A 17,614-nucleotide genomic window follows, 5' to 3' on the forward strand; every position below is an offset into this window, starting at 1 on the left:
AAGGGTTACGTCGATTTAAACTTACAAAACGTGAAGATGATCACGTTTTTTATGCCAATAAGATTATTTTTCATGCAATCGAGAGATTGGAACACGGAAGGAAATAACAGATTTGTTACAGTAAAAATCAGATTTGTGATCAAAAACCTAAAGCAGTCTTGACAATTTCTTGATTACCAGCGAAGCACCGATCGCTGACATACTATCAGCACAAAGTGCAATTTGATTTTTGCCGTAGCCGCCGATCAGCTTCGGATCGCTGGCGCCGTAGAGGGTGATGTTGGGTTTATCTAAAGCAGCGGTTAAGTGTGCTAAGCCGGTATCGACCGAAACCACAGCGGTGGCATGGGCGATTTTTGTGGCAATTTGCAACAGTGTGGTTTTCGGCAGCACCTGTACATAGGCAAAACCTTGCGCCAAACGCTCGGCTCGTAACCGCTCTTTGTCATTGCCCCACGGCAATTGAATTTGATAACCCGACGGCGCAAGTGCGGTCATCAGCTCACGCCAAGCACTTTCCGGCCAATGTTTATCATCACGGGTCGTTGAGTGAATAAAAATCAAATACGGTGTGGTGTGGTTGGCGGGGTTTAAAAAATGACGGGCAATGCCGTAATCACCTTGTTCACTTGGTAAAGTGTAGCCCAAACTGTACGCAAACAGTTGACGAATCCGTTCAACTGCATGTTGTTGGTAACTGATGGCATAGGTCTGATCGTAGAAAAAACTGGCGAGTGGTTCGCGGATCGAACGGCGGTCATAACCGTGTTTTGTACCACGTGCCAAACGGGTGGCAAAAACCGCACTTTTCAGCAACCCCTGCGCGTCAATCACCGCATCATATTGCTGTTGTTGCAACAAAGTGCGGTATTGCCGCCACTCTCGGCGTGTTTGTGCGCTGAACGGCATTTTACGCCAACGGCGCAACGCAATCGGAATCACCTGATTTACCGCTGCATGCCAAATGGGAATCTCTGCAAAATTCTCCTCGACCACCCAATCCAGCTGCAAATCCGCAACCGCACGTTGTGCGTCCGTTAAGGCGGGCAAAGTATGTAAAATATCGCCCATCGATGAGGTTTTGATCAGGCAGATTTTCATATTTCGATTGTCCCTCTGTGCTCCCTTGCTTAATGACTCAAATTATGCCGAAAGCAAACAGGGAAGTGCGGTTTGGTTAAAACGTTCTGGCAACATCTGATTACAAATCAATAAATCAAACTGATTCAGCTCACCAATATAAGCTTGCTGAATCTTATCAATTTTACTGTCGTCAAACACCAAAATATTCTGCTGTGATTTCTGTATCGCTTTGGCTTTCACTTGCGCTTCGGCAAAACTGAAACAGGTAACCCCTTTTTGATGATGCACGCCGGCGGCTGAAATAAACGCTTTGCTCGGACAGACTGCATCAAGCTCATTTTGCAACGTAATCGAATCCAGAAAAGAGTTATCCCGTGAATACCGTCCCCCACACAAAATCAAATTGCATTGGCTTTTTTCCTGCAAAATCATAAAGGTATTGATAGAACAACAAAGTGCGGTGAAGTTAAGCGAATCGTGAATCTGGGAAGCAATAAACGGAATGGTAGAACCGCAGTCAAAAAAGACAACATCGCCTTCTTTCACTTGCTCTGCAGCGAGTTTTCCAATTTGCATTTTTTGAGCAATATTTTTACTTTGTTGCTCAAAAATAAAATAACCGTTTTCATTAAAACGCTGTGGATCTTTAACAATATAACCGCCCAGCAGCACTAAAGTGCCGGTATCGGTGCTGAGATCACGCCGAATGGTCATTTCAGAAACATTTAAAATGCCTGCGGCATCACGCAAATGAATCTTATCCATTTGTTTTAACAAGAATTCCAATTGTTGAATTCTCGCGTTTACTTTTGTATCCACCGCGGCTCCTGTTTCACATTAATAACCTGCTTGATTATCCTGCAATCCATTGGCAATAGCAATGCCGGAACTGGTTCCCAACCGATTGGCGCCAGCGTCAATCATCGCTAACGCCGTGGCAAGATCACGTACGCCACCGGAGGCTTTCACCCCAATATCACGCCCGACAACACTGTGCATTAATGCCACATCTTCAACCGTTGCGCCGCCTTGACTAAAACCGGTTGACGTTTTGACAAAAGCCACCTGAAGCGCACGGCAAATTTCGCACAATTTTACTATTTCATCTCGAGTTAATAAACAAGTCTCCAAAATCACCTTCAATGGAACCTGCCCGCAGGCATTCAGCACTGCGTCAATGTCAGCTTTCACCCTGTCCCACTGTGTGGATTTGACCCAGCCCACATTGATCACCATATCCACTTCCTGCGCCCCTGCCTTAATCGCTTCCGCTGCCTCAAAAGCTTTCACTGAACTCAGCGTCGCCCCCAATGGGAATCCAACTACTGTGCAAATTTTTACATCTTGCCCTTGCAACAATCCCTTCGCCAGTGGAATATGACAGGCATTGATACATACCGAATAAAATCCATTTGAAATCGCTTCCTGACACAACAAACTGATTTCAGCCTCAGTCTTATCACAAGCAAGTGCGGTATGATCAATCATTTTTACAATCTCTTTAGTTTCCATTTTTCTCTCCTATTGAATTTATACTTCATAACGAAGCGGTTTTTCATATGATATGCCAATTTAATTTAAAATCTGTGATCGATGTAACTTTTTTAACATTTTTATTATTATAAACTATTTTTAGCAATTAATGTTTTAATTTTAACAAAAGGAAAAAGTAATGGATATTGCAGTTATTGGTTCAAATATGGTTGATTTGATCACCTATGTCGATCAAATGCCAAAAGCAGGGGAAACCTTAGAAGCGCCAACCTTTCAGATGGGTTGTGGCGGCAAAGGGGCAAATCAAGCCATTGCCGCAGCCCGTACTGGGGCAAGCGTAATGATGTTATCCAAAGTAGGGGATGATATTTTTGCGGAGAATACCCTGCGCAATTTTCAACAAAACGGTATTGATACACTATATGTTGAAAAAGTCAGCGGTGTCTCTAGCGGTGTTGCGCCTATTTTTGTCGATTCCAGTTCACAAAACCGAATCTTGATTATCAAAGGCGCCAATGCGCACTTAAAACCGGAAGACATTGATCGCGCTGCCGCTGAATTGCAACAATGCAAATTAATTATTCTCCAGTTGGAAATTCCACTGGAAACCGTGTATTACGCCATTGATTTTGCCAATCGCTACGGAATTCAAGTGATTTTAAATCCTGCGCCAGCGAGCAAAGCGCTTTCGCTTGAATACGCCTGTAAGTGTGATTTCTTTATGCCGAACGAAACCGAACTGGAAATCTTGACCGGTATGCCGGTTGCCAATATGGAGCAGATTCAAGCCGCTGCACACTTCTTATTGGAAAAGGGTTTGAAAAACCTCATTGTAACCTTAGGCGACAAAGGATCGGTTTGGCTGTACGGTGATCAAATCGTGAAAGTACCACCTTGTAAAGTCAATGCCGTCGATACCAGCGGTGCAGGCGACGCCTTTATCGGCTGTTTTGCGCAACACTATATCCACAGCGGAAACGTACTCGAGGCAATGCAGCAAGCTTCGTTATATGCGGCTTACAGCGTGACCGGCAAAGGAACGCAATCCTCTTATCCTGACCAAACACAATTCAATCTCTTTAAACAGGCACAACAATAGGAGCTGTATCATGAAAAATATTATCCAAATGCCAGACGGCTATCTAAACAGAACCCCGCTGTTTCAATTCATTTTGCTCTCCTGCCTGTTCCCGCTATGGGGTGCGGCTGCCAGTCTCAATGATATTTTGATCACCCAATTTAAAAGCGTATTTACCTTGAGCGATTTTGCCAGTGCATTAGTGCAAAGTGCTTTTTATGGCGGCTATTTTCTGATCGCTATTCCTGCCTCGCTTGTCATTAAGAAAACCAGTTATAAAATCGCTATTTTAATTGGTTTAACCTTATATATCGGTGGCTGCCTGATGTTTTATCCGGCTTCGCATATGGCGACTTACACCATGTTTTTAGCGGCTATTTTTTCGATCGCCATTGGGTTAAGTTTCTTAGAAACTTCCGCCAATACTTACAGTTCAATGATCGGACATAAAGACTACGCCACATTGCGTTTAAATATCAGCCAAACGTTCTACCCTATCGGCGCTATTTTCGGTATTTTGTTGGGCAAATATTTAATATTCCAAGAAGGAGCCAGCCTGCACGAACAAGTTGCCGGTATGACGCCGGAGCAGCTGCACGATTTTAAACTGGCAATGTTACAGCACACCTTACAGCCTTATAAATATCTGATTTTTGTCTTAATCGCTGTTGCTTTTTTATTCTTGATCACGCAATTTCCGAAATGTAAAGCGGTTAATGAAGGCGAAAAACACGATGTGCACTTTATCGATACCTTAAAATATCTGCTGAAAAACAGTGCGTTCAAAAAAGGGATCTTGGCGCAATTCTTGTACGTCGGTATGCAGGTTGCCGTATGGTCGTTCACCATCCGCTTGGCGCTGAATTTAAGCAATATGAATGAACGTGATGCCTCTGATTTTATGGTCTATAGCTTTATTGGCTTCTTTGTCGGCAAATTTATTGCCAATTTCTTGATGACAAAATTCAAACCGAATTGGGTGCTAGTTTGGTATTCAGTATTAGGCGTTATCACCTTAGCTTACACCGCATTTGTGCCGGATTTCTCTGCGGTCTATGCGGCTATTTTTGCCAGCGCTTTATTTGGTCCTTGTTGGGCGACAATCTATGCTTCTGTGTTGGGCACAGTTGAACAAGAACACCGTGAAGTCGCAGGGGCGGTTGTGGTGATGTCAATTATCGGTGCTGCCGTCGTACCCGCCATTCATGGATTAGTCTCTGATTCCATCGGCTCAATTCAACATGCGTTTATTGTACCGCTACTCTGCTTTGCCTATGTCGGTTACTATTTCTACGGCAAACGCAATGAAATGAAATGAAATAAGATTAAGTGAGGAAAAAATGAAAACCACCATTCCTTTATATAGCGAGCTATTCAGTCGCGAGAAAAAAATACTCTTACAAAATAGCCAAATTACCGTTGAGGGCTTTAAGTATAACTCCGGTATTGAAGCGATAAAAATCAGTAACCAAAAAGGCTTTATCACCGTGCTGCCATTCTACGGACAAATTATTTGGGACGCTTATTTCAATGGACATAGCTTGAAGATGAAAAATATGTTTAGCGAACCCAAGTGCGGTACCGAAATTATTGATACTTACGGTTGCTTCAGTTTTCACTCGGGCTTAATCCGCAACGGTTGCCCTGCACCGGAAGATAACCACCCTCTGCACGGTGAAATGCCTTGCGCCGCAATGGATAAAGCCTGGCTTGAATTCGAAGATAATCATGTTGCCCTTTGCGGCGAATACGAATATGTCAAAGGTTTTGGCGATCATTATCTGGCACAACCTAAAGTTATTCTTTATGCCGACAGCAGCCTGTTTGATATTCAAATGCAAGTCACCAACCTTGCCAGTGTCGAAATGCCGTTGCAATATATGTGCCATATGAATTACTGTTACGAACATGGCGCAACATTCAGCCAAAATATCCCTGATGCAGCGATTAAATTGCGTGAATCCATTCCAGCCCATGTCAAACCAACTCCGGAATGGAGCGCGTTCAATGAAAAAATCAAACAAGGAGAATATAGTTTAACTCGTTTAGAGAATGATGAATTGTATAACCCTGAAATTGTTTTTTTCATGGATGATCTGCAGCAATATCAAGCAAATTTAGAATATCGTATGCAATCACCGGATGGGCATTGTTACCTGACTAAATTTTCATCTGAACAATTTAATTATGCTACCCGCTGGATTTTATATAATGCTGATCAACAAGTCGGTGCCTTTGTCCTGCCGGCAACCTGCCGCCCTGAAGGCTACTTAGCCGCACAACGCAGCGGCACCTTGATTATACTTGCAGCAAATGAAACCCGACATTTCTCAGTGACTACCGGGATTGAATAAAAAATAATGGTCGCATTTTGTTTTAAGATTGCGACCATTTTTTCTATTTTCTAGCACGTATTCTGTGATACTTCCCTTTTAGGCAGAAATAGTTTGCCGCTGCAATTTCATATTTAATTCAGATTCAAATTGCTGACGCTGTTGCTTACTTTTGAACCCATGCTCCGGTATCGGCAGATACACTCCGCGATCAATACGAATGATCAAGAAATCTTTGATCGTTTCCACGCCGTAAATTCCTTCATAGTAATACAGCGCTTCGCTGCCTTGATTCTGACAGAAAATACCGTTCGGTTGCAGCACTAACTTTGCTTCACCGATATAAGCACTTTTTTCCGAAACAAAAAGGTGGTTATTGTAAAAACGGGTATATGTCATGTTGTATATAATAGGCGAAAAATAATACAGCACTACCGCCGCAATTAAACCGTAGAACGCCCAATCGACCAAGGAATTATCATAATAATCGGCATATTCTCGGATGGCGTCGTAACCAACAATACTAAAAAAGCCGAAACTCGCAAAAAGCACGACAAAAACCAGTAATTGAAAAAGCGCCAACTTCCAATAAAGTGGAGATTGTTTATAAGCTGCCGCTTGCATCCGACCAAGTGCGGTCGCAAACTCTTGTGCCGTGATGTGATAACTTATTTCCATTTGTTGTCCTACTTATCGCTCTATATTTATTGTCCCAGCAGTATCTTGAGTTTCCCCACCACCAATTCCGGTTGAATATCAATCAAACTTTGGTGATAGCCTTCGCTGCTGTCACTGCCTTTGCGCACTTTGATTAAACCGCCGTCGATTAAACGAATAATTTCCACCTTGTCGCTGAGCGGTGGGGTGTATTGTGGGCTGGTCGGGCCGTAGAGTGCGACCAGTGGGCGTTGCAAGGCGGCGGCGATGTGCATTAAGCCGGAGTCGTTGCTGACCACGGCAGTGCAACAGGAAATCAGGTCGATCGCTTCTTCCAACTGGGTTTGTCCGGCAAGGTTGATGCAATAACGTTGCAGTGCGCTCGGCAGGCTGTTGCGGATTTGCTCGGCGACGGCATCATCTTTGCCGGAGCCGAAAATATGGATTTGGTAGCCCTGTGCGATCAACAATTCCGCCAATTTGGCGTAGTGGTAATGCGGCCAGCGTTTTGCCGGACCAAATTCCGCCCCTGGACAAAAACCGATAATCGGACGATTTTCGGCAAGTGCGGTTTGCTGCTCAAATTTAGCCTGGGTTTTGGCAATCTGTGCGCTATCCACTTGCAAATAAGGATAAGGAATCGGTAATTGGTCTGCCATCGGAACCGCACTTTTGTCAAAGGCAAGTGCGGTATAACGCTGCACCATTAACGGATAATCCTGTTTGTTGTTGCGCAAGTCATTCAACAGAAAATAGCGACTTTCGCCTTTCCAGCCACGTCGTTGCGCAATCTTGGCAAACAGCGGAATAAACGCCGATTTGAGCGAATTAGGTAGGATAATCGCCTGATCATATCGATTGCGCAGTGATTTTCCCAAACGATAACGTTCGCCCAAGGCAAAACTGCCGTGTCCAATCGGCATCGCAATCGCTTGATTTACTTCCGGCATTCTCGCCAACAGCGGACGGCACCAATTGGGCGCCATCACATCAATCACGCAGTCGGGATCACGCTGTTTCAATACTTGATACAAGCTGTGCGACATCATCATATCGCCGACCCAAGACGGGCCAATGACCAAAATTCTCATTACGCGTTTTCCAATTCTGTTTTATTCGTTACTTTTTGTTTAGCCACGCCATATATTCCGCCACCCCTTCGGCAACCGTTTTGAACGGTTTGTCATAACCTGTGGCGCGTAAATTAGTTAAATCCGCTTGGGTATATTCCTGATAGCGGCTTTTCAGATGATCCGGGAAGGGAATGGTTTCGATTTGTCCTGTTTGGTGGAATGCCAGCACCGCTTTGGCGACAGCTTCAAACGATTCCGCCTTGCCGGTGCCGCAGTTGTAAATGCCAGAAACACCGTTCTGCCAACACCAGATATTCACTTGCGCTACATCGCCGACATACACAAAATCACGGCGGAAATGCTCACTGCCGGCAAACAACTTCGGATTTTCGCCTTTCAGAATTTGATTATTCAGATGAAACGCCACGCTCGCCATGCTGCCTTTGTGGTTTTCGCGCGGGCCGTACACATTGAAATAACGGAAGCCGCACACCGGTGATTCCGCTTCCGGCAGGATCTCGCGCACATATTGGTCGAACAGGAATTTGGAATAGCCGTACACATTCAACGGGCCTTCAAATTCACGTGCTTCCTTAAATTCGGTTTTGTCGCCGTAGGTCGCGGCAGAAGAGGCATAGAAAAACGGAATACGGCGATCCAAGCAGTAGTGCAGCAACTCTTTCGAATATTCGTAGTTGTTGCTCATCACATATTTGCCGTTCCATTCGGTGGTGGCGGAACACGCCCCTTCGTGAAACACCGCCTCAATCTCGCCGAACTCGTCACCGGCGATGATGGAACCGATAAAATCTTCTTTATCACAGTAATCAGCAATATCCAAATCGACCAAATTAGCGAATTTGGTGCCGTCGGTGAGGTTGTCCACCACCAGAATATCTTTGCGTCCGATTGCGTTTAATGCCTTGATAATGTTGCTGCCGATAAACCCTGCGCCGCCTGTTACGATAATCATATTTCCCTGCCTTTTGCGATGTTTTACATGAATTCAGTATATTGTAATAGAAATTAAAATGTGATTACAGTGAAACCATTTTTATTAGAAAAGAATCTGCTTATAATGGTGTTTGAAAAACATACAGGAAATAAGATTTTTTCGGTACATAATGAGCATAATAGAGACTTGTTATTATCCTAATTCATCTATTATTAAAACTACTATTTTTATGCGAAATAATCTCGTTTAATACTTAAGGATCGAATTATGCAACAATTAAACACTCAAAATCTCATCATCGGCTTTGGCAAAGCCGGAAAAACCCTAGCGGCTGACCTGGCAAAACACGGACAGCCGGTGATTCTGGTTGAGGCCAGTGAGCAAATGTATGGCGGAACCTGCATCAACATCGGCTGCATTCCATCTAAAAAGCTATTGGTTGAAGGCGAAAAAAATGCAGCTATCGCTGATAAAAATCATGTTTTTCAACAGTCCATGCAAGCGAAAAATAGTCTGGTCACCAAATTACGCGCAGCAAATTTTAGCAAACTCGATGCGCTGGACAACGTGCAAATCATCACTGCCAAAGCACGTTTTGAAGATCAAAATACAGTGATCCTCAGTGGACGCGACGGCGAATTCCGTGTCACTGCCGAGCGCATTTTTATCAATACCGGGAGCCTGCCCGTTGAACTGAATATTCCCGGCGCAGACGGAGAACAGATCTATAACAGCAACGGAATTTTATCTTTGAATACTCACCCGAAACGCCTAGTGATTATCGGCTGTGGCTATATCTCGCTGGAATTTGCTTTTATGTATCACCAATTCGGTACTGAGGTAACGATTATTGACAGCGGAAATACGTTCCTGCCACGGGAAGATCGTGATATTGCCGATGAAATGATGCGCGTGTTGCAAGCTCGAGGTGTTGACATTATCTTGGGTGCTGATGTGAAACGCTTTGAACAACATTCAAACGAAACTCAAATCATCACTTCTCAAGGTGCTTTCAGTGCAGATGCCGTTTTGCTTGCGGTTGGTCGCCGTCCAAACACTGATGGGCTGGCGTTGGAAAATGCCGGGATTGAACTGACAGAACGTGGCTTCATCAAAACCAACTCACAGCTGCAAGCCGCGCCGCACATTTGGGCAATGGGCGATGTAGCCGGCAGTCCGCAGTTCACCTATATTTCCCTAGATGACTACCGCATTGTGCGCGAACAGTTATTAGGCGAAGGAAAACGCAATATCCAAGATCGACCGCACTTTCCAACTACCGTGTTCACCGAACCACCGCTGGCGCACATTGGCATGACCGAAAACCAAGCTACCGAGAGTGGACGCAGCTATCGTGTCGCTACCCTGAGCGCCGAAGCGATTCCCAAAGCCAAGATATTGAACCAAACCGACGGTTTGCTGAAAGCGATTATTGATAACGACAATAATCAAATTTTAGGGGTCACACTGTTTTGTGCCGAAGCCCATGAAATCATCAACCTATTCAAAATAGCAATGGATCACCACATTCCGGCTGATTACCTGAAAAATCAAATTTTTACCCATCCAACTATTTCCGAAGGATTAAATGACTTATTTGCCTGACCGCACTTTGATCTTAAAAATCTTACGGTTATCTTAGGGCTGTTTTATCCTTATCAAGAATAAAAATGGGCTAATATTTTCCTATTAGCCCACCAATAATAACGATTAAATAATTCTCGAAAACTGCTGGCGTTTAGCCAGCTGGCGTGAGTAAGTGTCGAAGCACAAACAGATATTGCGGATCAGTAACCGCCCTTTGGCAGAAACGGTTAGGGCGGTATCGCCAAGAGTGAGTAAGCCGTCTTCTGCCAACGGTTTTAACAGTGCCAAATCTTCGGCAAAATGGACTTTGAAATCAATACCGTATTGCTGTTCCAATGGCGCATAATCTAATTTGAAATTGCAAATTAGCGCTTTGATGACATCACGGCGCAAGCAATCTTCTTGGCTCATAACGAAACCTTTGTGCAGCGCATTGCCGTGATCTTCCACATCGGCATAATACTGCTTCAACTCTTTTTGGTTTTGTGCGTAGTGATCGCCCATTAAGCTGATGGCAGATACGCCCAAACCGAGCAAATCGGCTTCTTCTTGGGTTGTGTAACCTTGGAAATTGCGGTGCAGCACACCGTTTTGCTGTGCAATCGCCAGTTCATCGTCCGGTTTGGCAAAGTGATCCATGCCAATAAAACGGTAGCCTGCAGCGGTCAAGGTTTCGATGGTTTTTTGCAAAATCGTCAACTTACTGGTCGGTGGTGGCAACGTTGCGTCTTTGATTTTATGCTGTCCGGCAAAACGAGACGGCAAATGCGCGTAGTTAAACACACTCATGCGATCCGGGTTCAGCTCACTGACCCGCTGCAAGGTTGCCATAAAGCTCTCCACCGTTTGGAACGGCAGACCATAGATCAAATCAATATTGGTCGAGGTGAAACCCAATTCACGGGCTTTTTTCATCAGTGAGAAGATAAACGCTTCATCTTGAATCCGGTTGATTGCCGTCTGCACGTCTTTATTAAAATCCTGAATCCCCATGCTGATGCGGTTGAAACCGATGTGACGCAGGTGATCGAGCATCGACAGCTCGATTTCACGCGGATCCATTTCAATGCTGATTTCCGCCGCCGGATCAACCTGGAAATTGTCGCGCAGCATTTGCATCAAACGTGCCGATTGCTGTTCGCTTAAATAGGTCGGGGTGCCACCACCCCAATGTATTTGAGTGACGTTGCGCTGGGTAAACAATTTAGCACGCTGCTGTACCTCTTTTTCCAGATAATCCAAATAGATATCTGCTTTGTGTTGATGGCGGGTAATAATTTTGTTACAGGCGCAAAAATAACAGAGCTTATGGCAGAACGGAATATGCACATACAACGACAGCGGGCGATCCGGATAGCGTTGGCTGGCTTGCAGAAAATCCTGCTCGGTGTAGTCGTCGCTAAACTCAAGTGCGGTCGGATAAGAGGTGTAGCGTGGCCCGGATTGGTTGTATTTCTGGATTAGATTGAGATCCCATTCAATTTCTGACATTATTTTTCCTGTTATTTATTTCAATATCACTCAACAATTGGCGCAATTCCAATTTGATTTTTTGTTCAAGTTCGGCTTCGGCGCTTTCACGGGTCAAATCCAAACGCATCCGCTGATTTTTCGGCAAAGCACGACGCGCCTCGTGAGTCGGCATCTCCATCACCGTCTGATAAAGCTGCTGCATTGCGCTGTATTTGTCCAAAGCCTGCGGTTGCAACCCCGGCAATAGCGCATTTAGCCGCAGCACTCCTTCGGATAAATTACAATCATCGTTTAACATTGCTTTGGCGATAATTTGCACGCTGTCAAAGGTAAAATCATGCCGTTTTTGTCGTGCGGCGGCGATTTTCTGTTTTTGGCGACGCAATGCCAGCAGCAGCCATGTTGCATAACTTACCAATCCCACGATAATCACGACGGCAACAAGGCTTAAAACAATCGTCCAGTTCATCCGTTAAAACTCACTCGTTAACGAAACTTATTGATATCAATAGTATTAAAAGTGCGGTATAGCGCATCTTCACTATTTTCATCTTCGTCTTCTTCATTCAGCCCCAGCTCTTGCATCAGCTGTTCAATCCGGCGCAAGCAGTCATCGACAAATTGCTGATCTTCCGCCGACAAGGTTTTGCCTTCGTCCAAATGGTCAAGCAACTCATTTAAGCACTCGTTGTTTTCCAACTGTTCCAGTTCTAAAGCTGGATCAATTTTCGGTTTAACGACCGCACTTTCCACTTTGATCGGCGTAATCACTTTGCCTTTCTCCGGCTTGTTGACCATTTCGATCATCAACGGAATTTTTTTACGGCTGCCGACCCGTGGGTCGGCTTTGACCGCACTTTGCTTATTGCTGTTTTTATCGGCAGCGCTGTGACGAGAACCGGCATCAAGCCCTTTGTGTTTTTTCTTACGTTTTTCTTCACGTGCCTGCACGTCCAGTTCATAACGGGTTGGTTTGCGACCTTTCTTGCTTTTTACATTTGCCAGCGGTGGCGCTTTGTCGGTTCTGCGCACCGGCATAATATCGCTGATTTTGCGGGTTTTCTTTTGGCGAGCCATAATTTTCTCTTAGATTGGCGAATAATTTAAGGCAGGATTGTATCACTCAACACGACTTTTCACACGGAATTAAAGCGAATAAATGCAGAAATTGTTGCAGGCTATTGATGAAGAAAACCGCACTTTGTTGCCGTTTCTGGCTGGCGAAGTGCGGTCAGAAAATGTGGCAAAATTACAACAAAATGCTGCCGATACAAGCGATGGTAAAGCCGACAAAGCCGATTAAAGTTTCCATCACAGTCCATGTTTTCAAAGTGGTTTTGGTATCCATCTCCAAGAAACGGCTGACCAACCAGAAACCGGAGTCGTTAACATGGGAAAATGCTGTCGCACCGGAGGCAATGGCGATCACGATAAAACAGAGATCGAATGCGCTTAAACCGGTAGTCGCCGCCACAGTCGGCGCAATCAGCGCAGAAGCCGTGGTCAACGCAACCGTTGCCGAGCCTTGTGCCACACGCAGCGCCAGTGAGATGATAAATGCTGCCACAATCACTGGCATCCCAGTATCCGACAACATGCCAGCCAAGACATCGCCAATGCCGCTGGCGCGCAATACGCCGCCGAACATGCCGCCTGCGCCGGTCACCAAGATAATTGCGCAAATCGGGCCCAGAGCATTATCGCAAATTTTCTCAATTTGCTCATAGCTGCGTTGCCCTTTTAACATCACAATCGCACACAATAAAGTGATTAACAGCGCGATCGGCGTTTTGCCGAAGAAACGCAAGGTTTGCACCCACATTTCTGAGCCATCCACCACTTTTGACACACTTAAGGTGTTCAATACGGTATCCAACATGATCAGCAGCAACGGTAGTAACAAAATGCTCAACACTTTGCGGAAACTTGGCGGATTTTGCGTGACGGTTTCACTGATGGCATTCGCATTTAAAAATGCTTTCGGCAGATCCAAATGCATTTTTTTGCCCAAAAATGTCCCGTACAAATAAGCCGCGATATACCATGTCGGGATCGCACACAACAAACCAACAATCACTAACAGACCAATATTCGCCCCCAATAAGTCACCGGACGCAACCGGACCCGGGTGCGGTGGCAGGAATGCGTGCATCACCGCAAATGCCCCTGCAGCCGGAAACGCATAGCGGAACAGCGAGCCGCCAAACTGTTTTGCCACGCTGAAGATAATCGGCAACATCACCACCAAACCGGCATCAAAGAAGATTGGAAAACCAAACAACAATGAGGCGATACCCAACGCAAGCGGCGCTCTTTTTTCGCCGAATTTATTGATCAACGTGTCTGCCAGCACTTTAGCACCCCCCGTGATCTCCAATAAACGCCCGATCATCGCTCCTAAACCAACCAACAATGCGACAGACGCCAGTGTGCTGCCAAAACCACCGAGCAATGTCGGTAGAATTTTATCCACCGGAATCCCCGTGGCAACTGCAGTCAGCAAGCTGACTATCAACAAAGCAACAAAGGCGTGAACTTTGAATTTGATGATCATCACCAGTAATAACAAAATGGCGACCAGCAAGGTTAAAATTAACATAGTAACATCCTTTTAAAAGTGCGGTTAAACTGCCGCTAACATCCTGCCATCAAAAAAGCTGATGGCTCCCTCTCCTTAACAACGTTACCGATAACATACTTTTTATTATTTTAGTGGTAAAGGGATATTTGTGATGAAAATGTAAAATTGAGATCCAGCTCAAATAATCCAGGCAATAAAGTATGTTTGAATTTATTGTTATCAATAAATTCGTGATCAAGATCACTATATCGATTGTTATCGGTAACTATTTTTTCTATTTTAGGCTATGTTACTACCTAAATTGTAGCCCATTTCAGGAGAACACAATGACATCGACAAAAGGCAAAAGTTTTATTCTAATGGGTGTTTCCAGCACTGGAAAAACCTCTGTCGGCACCGCACTTGCTCATCGGTTGGGGATCAAGTTGATCGACGGCGATGATTTACACCCACGTGCCAATATCCTCAAAATGGGATCAGGACAGCCGTTAAATGATGATGACCGCGCCCCTTGGTTAGAACGCATTCGTGATGCAGCATTCAGTTTGGAGCAGAAAAGCGAAGTCGGAATTATCGTCTGTTCCGCGTTGAAAAAGCAGTATCGTGATCTTATCCGCGACGGCAATCAGCATATCAAGTTCTTGTTTTTGGAAGGAGATTTCGAGCTGGTGTTAGCCCGAATGAAACAGCGCAAAGGGCATTATATGAAAGTGGATATGCTGAAAAGTCAGTTTGATACGTTGGAAGTGCCGCAACAAAACGAACCTGACGTGCTGCATATTGATATTAACGGCTCGTTTGAGGAAGTGGTGGAGCGCTGCATCACTGCATTAAAACCGCACTTATAGCATTAACAACACAAAAGTGCGGTTCGGGATCACTCCCCAACCGCACTTTTACTTTTCAGCACGACTTTATACTACTTTGCTTCATGCTAGCAGTTCATGCTATAGCGCACCAAATTCGCCACGATTAAACGCATTGAATTTTTCGACCAATTCGGCACGGGTGTTCATCACAAACGGACCGTGCGCCGCAATCGGTTCATCAATCGGCACACCGCTGAGCAGCAGCAGTTTCACAGCTTCATCACCGGCTTGCAAACTGATTTCGCCAGCTTCTTGCTTGAAAGTCACCAACTCGGTCGGGCGTGCGACTTTATCATTGTTAATCAACGCATTGCCACGCAACGCCACTAACATCAGATTGTGTTCCGCCGGAATCGTCAGCACGGTTTTCCCGTTTGGATTGAGGTCAATTTCCCACATATTCAACTCGGTAAACGTGCGTGCTGCGCCTTGGTTGCCGTCGTAATTACCGGCGATCACCCGCAAACTGCCGGCACTCTTTGTCGACTCAGAATCCGCCAACTCAACCACCGGAATCTTGGCAGCCGGAATGCTTTGATAACCTGCCTCAGCGTTTTTATCTTTCGCCGGCAGATTCACCCACAATTGCACCATTTCAAACATTCCGCCTTCACGACTAAAACGCTCGCTATGGAACTCTTGGTGCACAATACCCCGTCCGGCGGTCATCCATTGTACATCGCCAGTGCCGATCACACCGCCATTACCAGTGCTATCACGGTGTTCCACCTCCCCTTGCAGTGCAATGGTCACGGTTTCAAAGCCGGCATGCGGATGCGAACCAACACCGCGTGGATTAGCTTCATTCGGTGCAAACCGTTGTGGCATGGCATAATCCAACATTAAAAACGGGCTGGTAAATTTATCGTCCGCCATATGTGAAAACAGCGGAGAAACATAAAAGCCATCGCCAACCCAGTGTTTGCTCGGGGCTGAATAAATTTTGTTGATAGTACGCATAGTATTTTCCTTTATTATTCATTAATTTGTCATCATGCCACTGCGTTGCGCTTGGCGCAGTTTCAGTGGTGTTACATCATTGCCGAGCGGATCAACTACCGTCACGGTGGCAAGTGAATTATTCACTTGCCCGCGAATTGCCATGAGATAGCGTTGTCTCAAGCGATCACGCTCATTTAATTCCGCCACCGAAAGTGCGGTCAGCTTGGCTTTACGTGCCAGTTCATTAATTCGGTTCAGTTCAGGAATACGCATATTGTCCTCCTTGGTTATCCAGATTGCTGAATTGATGGGTGCAGTTTATAATCGTTGCGAGATGTGAACAAGACACAAAAATCAAACTTAAGGTTGCATAAATGGAACGAATTGACCTGAATGATATGCGCTTCTTTGTCGCGACGGTGCAAGCCGGCAGTTTGAGCCGTGCAGCCGAGCAACTGAACCTGCCCAAATCCCGTTTAAGCCGCCGTTTGACCGAATTGGAAACCGCACTTGGCAGTAAACTGCTGGATCGCGGGCGCAACGGCGTGCGTTTAAATGAACTGGGCGAACCTTTTTACCGCCATGCGATCATGATGTTGGAATGCGCCGACAATGCGGTCAACAGCGTGGCACAAAGCCTGAGTACACCACGCGGATTGCTGCGTATATCGCTGTCGAGCGAAGTGTTGCGCCATTGTATCACACCGCACTTGGGGCAATATCTCCGCCGCTATCCTGAGGTATCGTTGGATATTCATATGGAAAATCGCCGAATCAATATGATTCAAGATGGGATTGATATTGCACTGCGCGTCGGCTCGCCCGAACAAGAGGATTTGGTCGCGAAGAAGGTGGGCGAGATGACATTGGGACTGTACGCCTCTGTCGACTATCTGCACCAAAACGGCATACCGCAGACCCCAGATCAATTGGCACAACATACTTTGTTACACAAAAGTGACGGACGTGAATGGCTATTCCATCAACACGGGAAAAGTGAAAAAGTCAACGCCAACAAACGAGTCAATGCTAACGATGCCGGACTGTTGGCTGAGTTGGTGAACGACAATATCGGGATTGCGCTGCTGCCGGAAGTCGGTAGTTTGATCAATCCAAGCTGGATCAAGCTATTGCCCGATTGGACTCTCGACCCGGTGCCACTGTATGCGATTTATTACAAAAATCGGGGGTTTGTGCCAACCGTCAGAAGTTTTGTCGAGTTCGTAGCAGAATGCTTGTTGCTGACCTGAAAAGTATGATGGTGACCTGAAAAATATGCTGTTGAAAAACACAAGAGGAATAAGGTAAAAATAGCCAGCATACTTTCCAGAACTACCGCATTTTTTAGGCAGCGTGAAGGCAGAAACCGCTGCGCTTGTTCTGCCCTGTAAAAATCTGCCTTACGTGTTAGGGTCTGTTGATCTTTGTTTATAATTTGAGCTATAGACTATTTTTCGCCACTCTTTTCGCCAATAAATAAGGCAAAAGT

General features: G+C 45.4%; 19 protein-coding genes. 7 read left to right on the top strand and 12 right to left on the bottom strand.

What is annotated here, in order from left to right; all coding sequences use genetic code 11:
• Window positions 1–147: 147 nt before the first annotated feature.
• Genes rfaC through deoC form a run of 3 tightly spaced genes read right to left on the bottom strand, consistent with a single transcriptional unit; the run spans window position 148 to window position 2,595 of the window.
• Window positions 148–1,101, bottom strand: a complete 954-nt coding sequence (gene rfaC, locus FHQ23_RS00610; protein ID WP_139612576.1) for a lipopolysaccharide heptosyltransferase RfaC — start codon at window positions 1,099–1,101, stop codon at window positions 148–150.
• 42 nt (window positions 1,102–1,143) lie between these two features.
• On the bottom strand, window positions 1,144–1,902 hold the full coding sequence (deoR, locus tag FHQ23_RS00615) for a DNA-binding transcriptional repressor DeoR (RefSeq protein WP_139612577.1): 759 nt from the start codon (window positions 1,900–1,902) through the stop codon (window positions 1,144–1,146).
• 18 nt (window positions 1,903–1,920) lie between these two features.
• The gene (gene deoC / locus FHQ23_RS00620) at window positions 1,921–2,595 is read right to left on the bottom strand and encodes a deoxyribose-phosphate aldolase (protein ID WP_139612578.1); all 675 of its coding nucleotides are present in this window, start codon (window positions 2,593–2,595) and stop codon (window positions 1,921–1,923) included.
• Window positions 2,596–2,755: 160 nt separating this feature from the next.
• On the opposite strand from deoC, the gene rbsK reads away from it, so the two are divergent.
• From rbsK to FHQ23_RS00635, 3 genes are read left to right on the top strand one after another with little or no spacing between them, the layout of a single operon-like run.
• Window positions 2,756–3,676 (top strand): ribokinase, encoded by a 921-nt coding sequence (gene rbsK / locus FHQ23_RS00625; RefSeq protein WP_139612579.1) that lies wholly within the window; start codon window positions 2,756–2,758, stop codon window positions 3,674–3,676.
• 10 nt (window positions 3,677–3,686) lie between these two features.
• Window positions 3,687–4,973, top strand: a complete 1,287-nt coding sequence (gene fucP, locus FHQ23_RS00630) for an L-fucose:H+ symporter permease (protein WP_176552222.1) — start codon at window positions 3,687–3,689, stop codon at window positions 4,971–4,973.
• Between the two features lie 22 nt (window positions 4,974–4,995).
• Window positions 4,996–6,009: an aldose 1-epimerase family protein gene (locus tag FHQ23_RS00635; RefSeq protein ID WP_139612581.1), complete on the top strand. Its 1,014-nt coding sequence runs from the start codon at window positions 4,996–4,998 to the stop codon at window positions 6,007–6,009.
• A 78-nt stretch (window positions 6,010–6,087) separates the two neighbouring features.
• On the opposite strand, the gene FHQ23_RS00640 is transcribed toward FHQ23_RS00635, so the two are convergent.
• The 3 genes from FHQ23_RS00640 to rfaD are packed head-to-tail and all read right to left on the bottom strand — an operon-like array spanning window position 6,088 to window position 8,691.
• The gene (locus tag FHQ23_RS00640; RefSeq protein WP_139612582.1) at window positions 6,088–6,666 is read right to left on the bottom strand and encodes a YcxB family protein; all 579 of its coding nucleotides are present in this window, start codon (window positions 6,664–6,666) and stop codon (window positions 6,088–6,090) included.
• A gap of 26 nt (window positions 6,667–6,692) precedes the next feature.
• Window positions 6,693–7,736, bottom strand: coding sequence for a lipopolysaccharide heptosyltransferase II (waaF, locus tag FHQ23_RS00645; RefSeq protein ID WP_139612583.1), 1,044 nt, complete (start codon window positions 7,734–7,736; stop codon window positions 6,693–6,695).
• A 28-nt stretch (window positions 7,737–7,764) separates the two neighbouring features.
• Window positions 7,765–8,691 (bottom strand): ADP-glyceromanno-heptose 6-epimerase, encoded by a 927-nt coding sequence (gene rfaD / locus FHQ23_RS00650; RefSeq protein ID WP_139612584.1) that lies wholly within the window; start codon window positions 8,689–8,691, stop codon window positions 7,765–7,767.
• Between the two features lie 249 nt (window positions 8,692–8,940).
• Between rfaD and FHQ23_RS00655 the strand changes: the two genes are divergently transcribed.
• A complete protein-coding gene (locus FHQ23_RS00655; protein ID WP_139612585.1) occupies window positions 8,941–10,278 on the top strand; it encodes an FAD-dependent oxidoreductase in 1,338 nt (445 codons plus the stop codon).
• Window positions 10,279–10,383: 105 nt separating this feature from the next.
• On the opposite strand, the gene hemN is transcribed toward FHQ23_RS00655, so the two are convergent.
• Genes hemN through yihI form a run of 3 tightly spaced genes read right to left on the bottom strand, consistent with a single transcriptional unit; the run spans window position 10,384 to window position 12,810 of the window.
• Complete coding sequence (gene hemN / locus FHQ23_RS00660; RefSeq protein ID WP_139612586.1) at window positions 10,384–11,751, bottom strand: oxygen-independent coproporphyrinogen III oxidase; 1,368 nt, start codon at window positions 11,749–11,751, stop codon at window positions 10,384–10,386.
• Window positions 11,738–12,202, bottom strand: coding sequence for a DUF2489 domain-containing protein (locus FHQ23_RS00665; RefSeq protein ID WP_139612587.1), 465 nt, complete (start codon window positions 12,200–12,202; stop codon window positions 11,738–11,740). Before FHQ23_RS00665 ends, hemN begins: the two co-directional genes overlap by 14 nt.
• A 17-nt stretch (window positions 12,203–12,219) precedes the next feature.
• Window positions 12,220–12,810, bottom strand: coding sequence for a Der GTPase-activating protein YihI (gene yihI, locus FHQ23_RS00670; RefSeq protein WP_139612588.1), 591 nt, complete (start codon window positions 12,808–12,810; stop codon window positions 12,220–12,222).
• An 82-nt stretch (window positions 12,811–12,892) separates the two neighbouring features.
• Between yihI and FHQ23_RS12320 the strand changes: the two genes are divergently transcribed.
• Entirely contained in the window at window positions 12,893–13,036 is a 144-nt protein-coding gene (locus FHQ23_RS12320; RefSeq protein WP_176552223.1) for a hypothetical protein, read from the top strand.
• On the opposite strand, the gene FHQ23_RS00675 is transcribed toward FHQ23_RS12320, so the two are convergent.
• Entirely contained in the window at window positions 12,983–14,332 is a 1,350-nt protein-coding gene (locus FHQ23_RS00675) for a GntP family permease (protein WP_139612589.1), read from the bottom strand. The genes FHQ23_RS12320 and FHQ23_RS00675 overlap by 54 nt on opposite strands.
• Window positions 14,333–14,640: 308 nt before the next feature.
• Here FHQ23_RS00675 and FHQ23_RS00680 point away from each other — a divergent pair, with 308 nt between their 5' ends.
• A complete protein-coding gene (locus tag FHQ23_RS00680) occupies window positions 14,641–15,162 on the top strand; it encodes a gluconokinase (protein ID WP_139612590.1) in 522 nt (173 codons plus the stop codon).
• A gap of 99 nt (window positions 15,163–15,261) precedes the next feature.
• On the opposite strand, the gene FHQ23_RS00685 is transcribed toward FHQ23_RS00680, so the two are convergent.
• Window positions 15,262–16,143 carry a pirin family protein gene (locus tag FHQ23_RS00685; protein WP_139612591.1) on the bottom strand — a complete coding sequence of 294 codons (882 nt, stop codon included), beginning with the start codon at window positions 16,141–16,143 and terminating at the stop codon, window positions 15,262–15,264.
• Window positions 16,144–16,164: 21 nt separating this feature from the next.
• The gene (locus tag FHQ23_RS00690; RefSeq protein WP_139612592.1) at window positions 16,165–16,398 is read right to left on the bottom strand and encodes a DUF896 domain-containing protein; all 234 of its coding nucleotides are present in this window, start codon (window positions 16,396–16,398) and stop codon (window positions 16,165–16,167) included.
• A gap of 101 nt (window positions 16,399–16,499) precedes the next feature.
• Between FHQ23_RS00690 and FHQ23_RS00695 the strand changes: the two genes are divergently transcribed.
• Window positions 16,500–17,375, top strand: coding sequence for a LysR family transcriptional regulator (locus FHQ23_RS00695; protein WP_139612593.1), 876 nt, complete (start codon window positions 16,500–16,502; stop codon window positions 17,373–17,375).
• The last annotated feature ends 239 nt before the right edge of the window (window positions 17,376–17,614 follow it).

Source organism: Testudinibacter crocodili, assembly GCF_006228025.1.
Taxonomy (GTDB): domain Bacteria; phylum Pseudomonadota; class Gammaproteobacteria; order Enterobacterales; family Pasteurellaceae; genus Chelonobacter.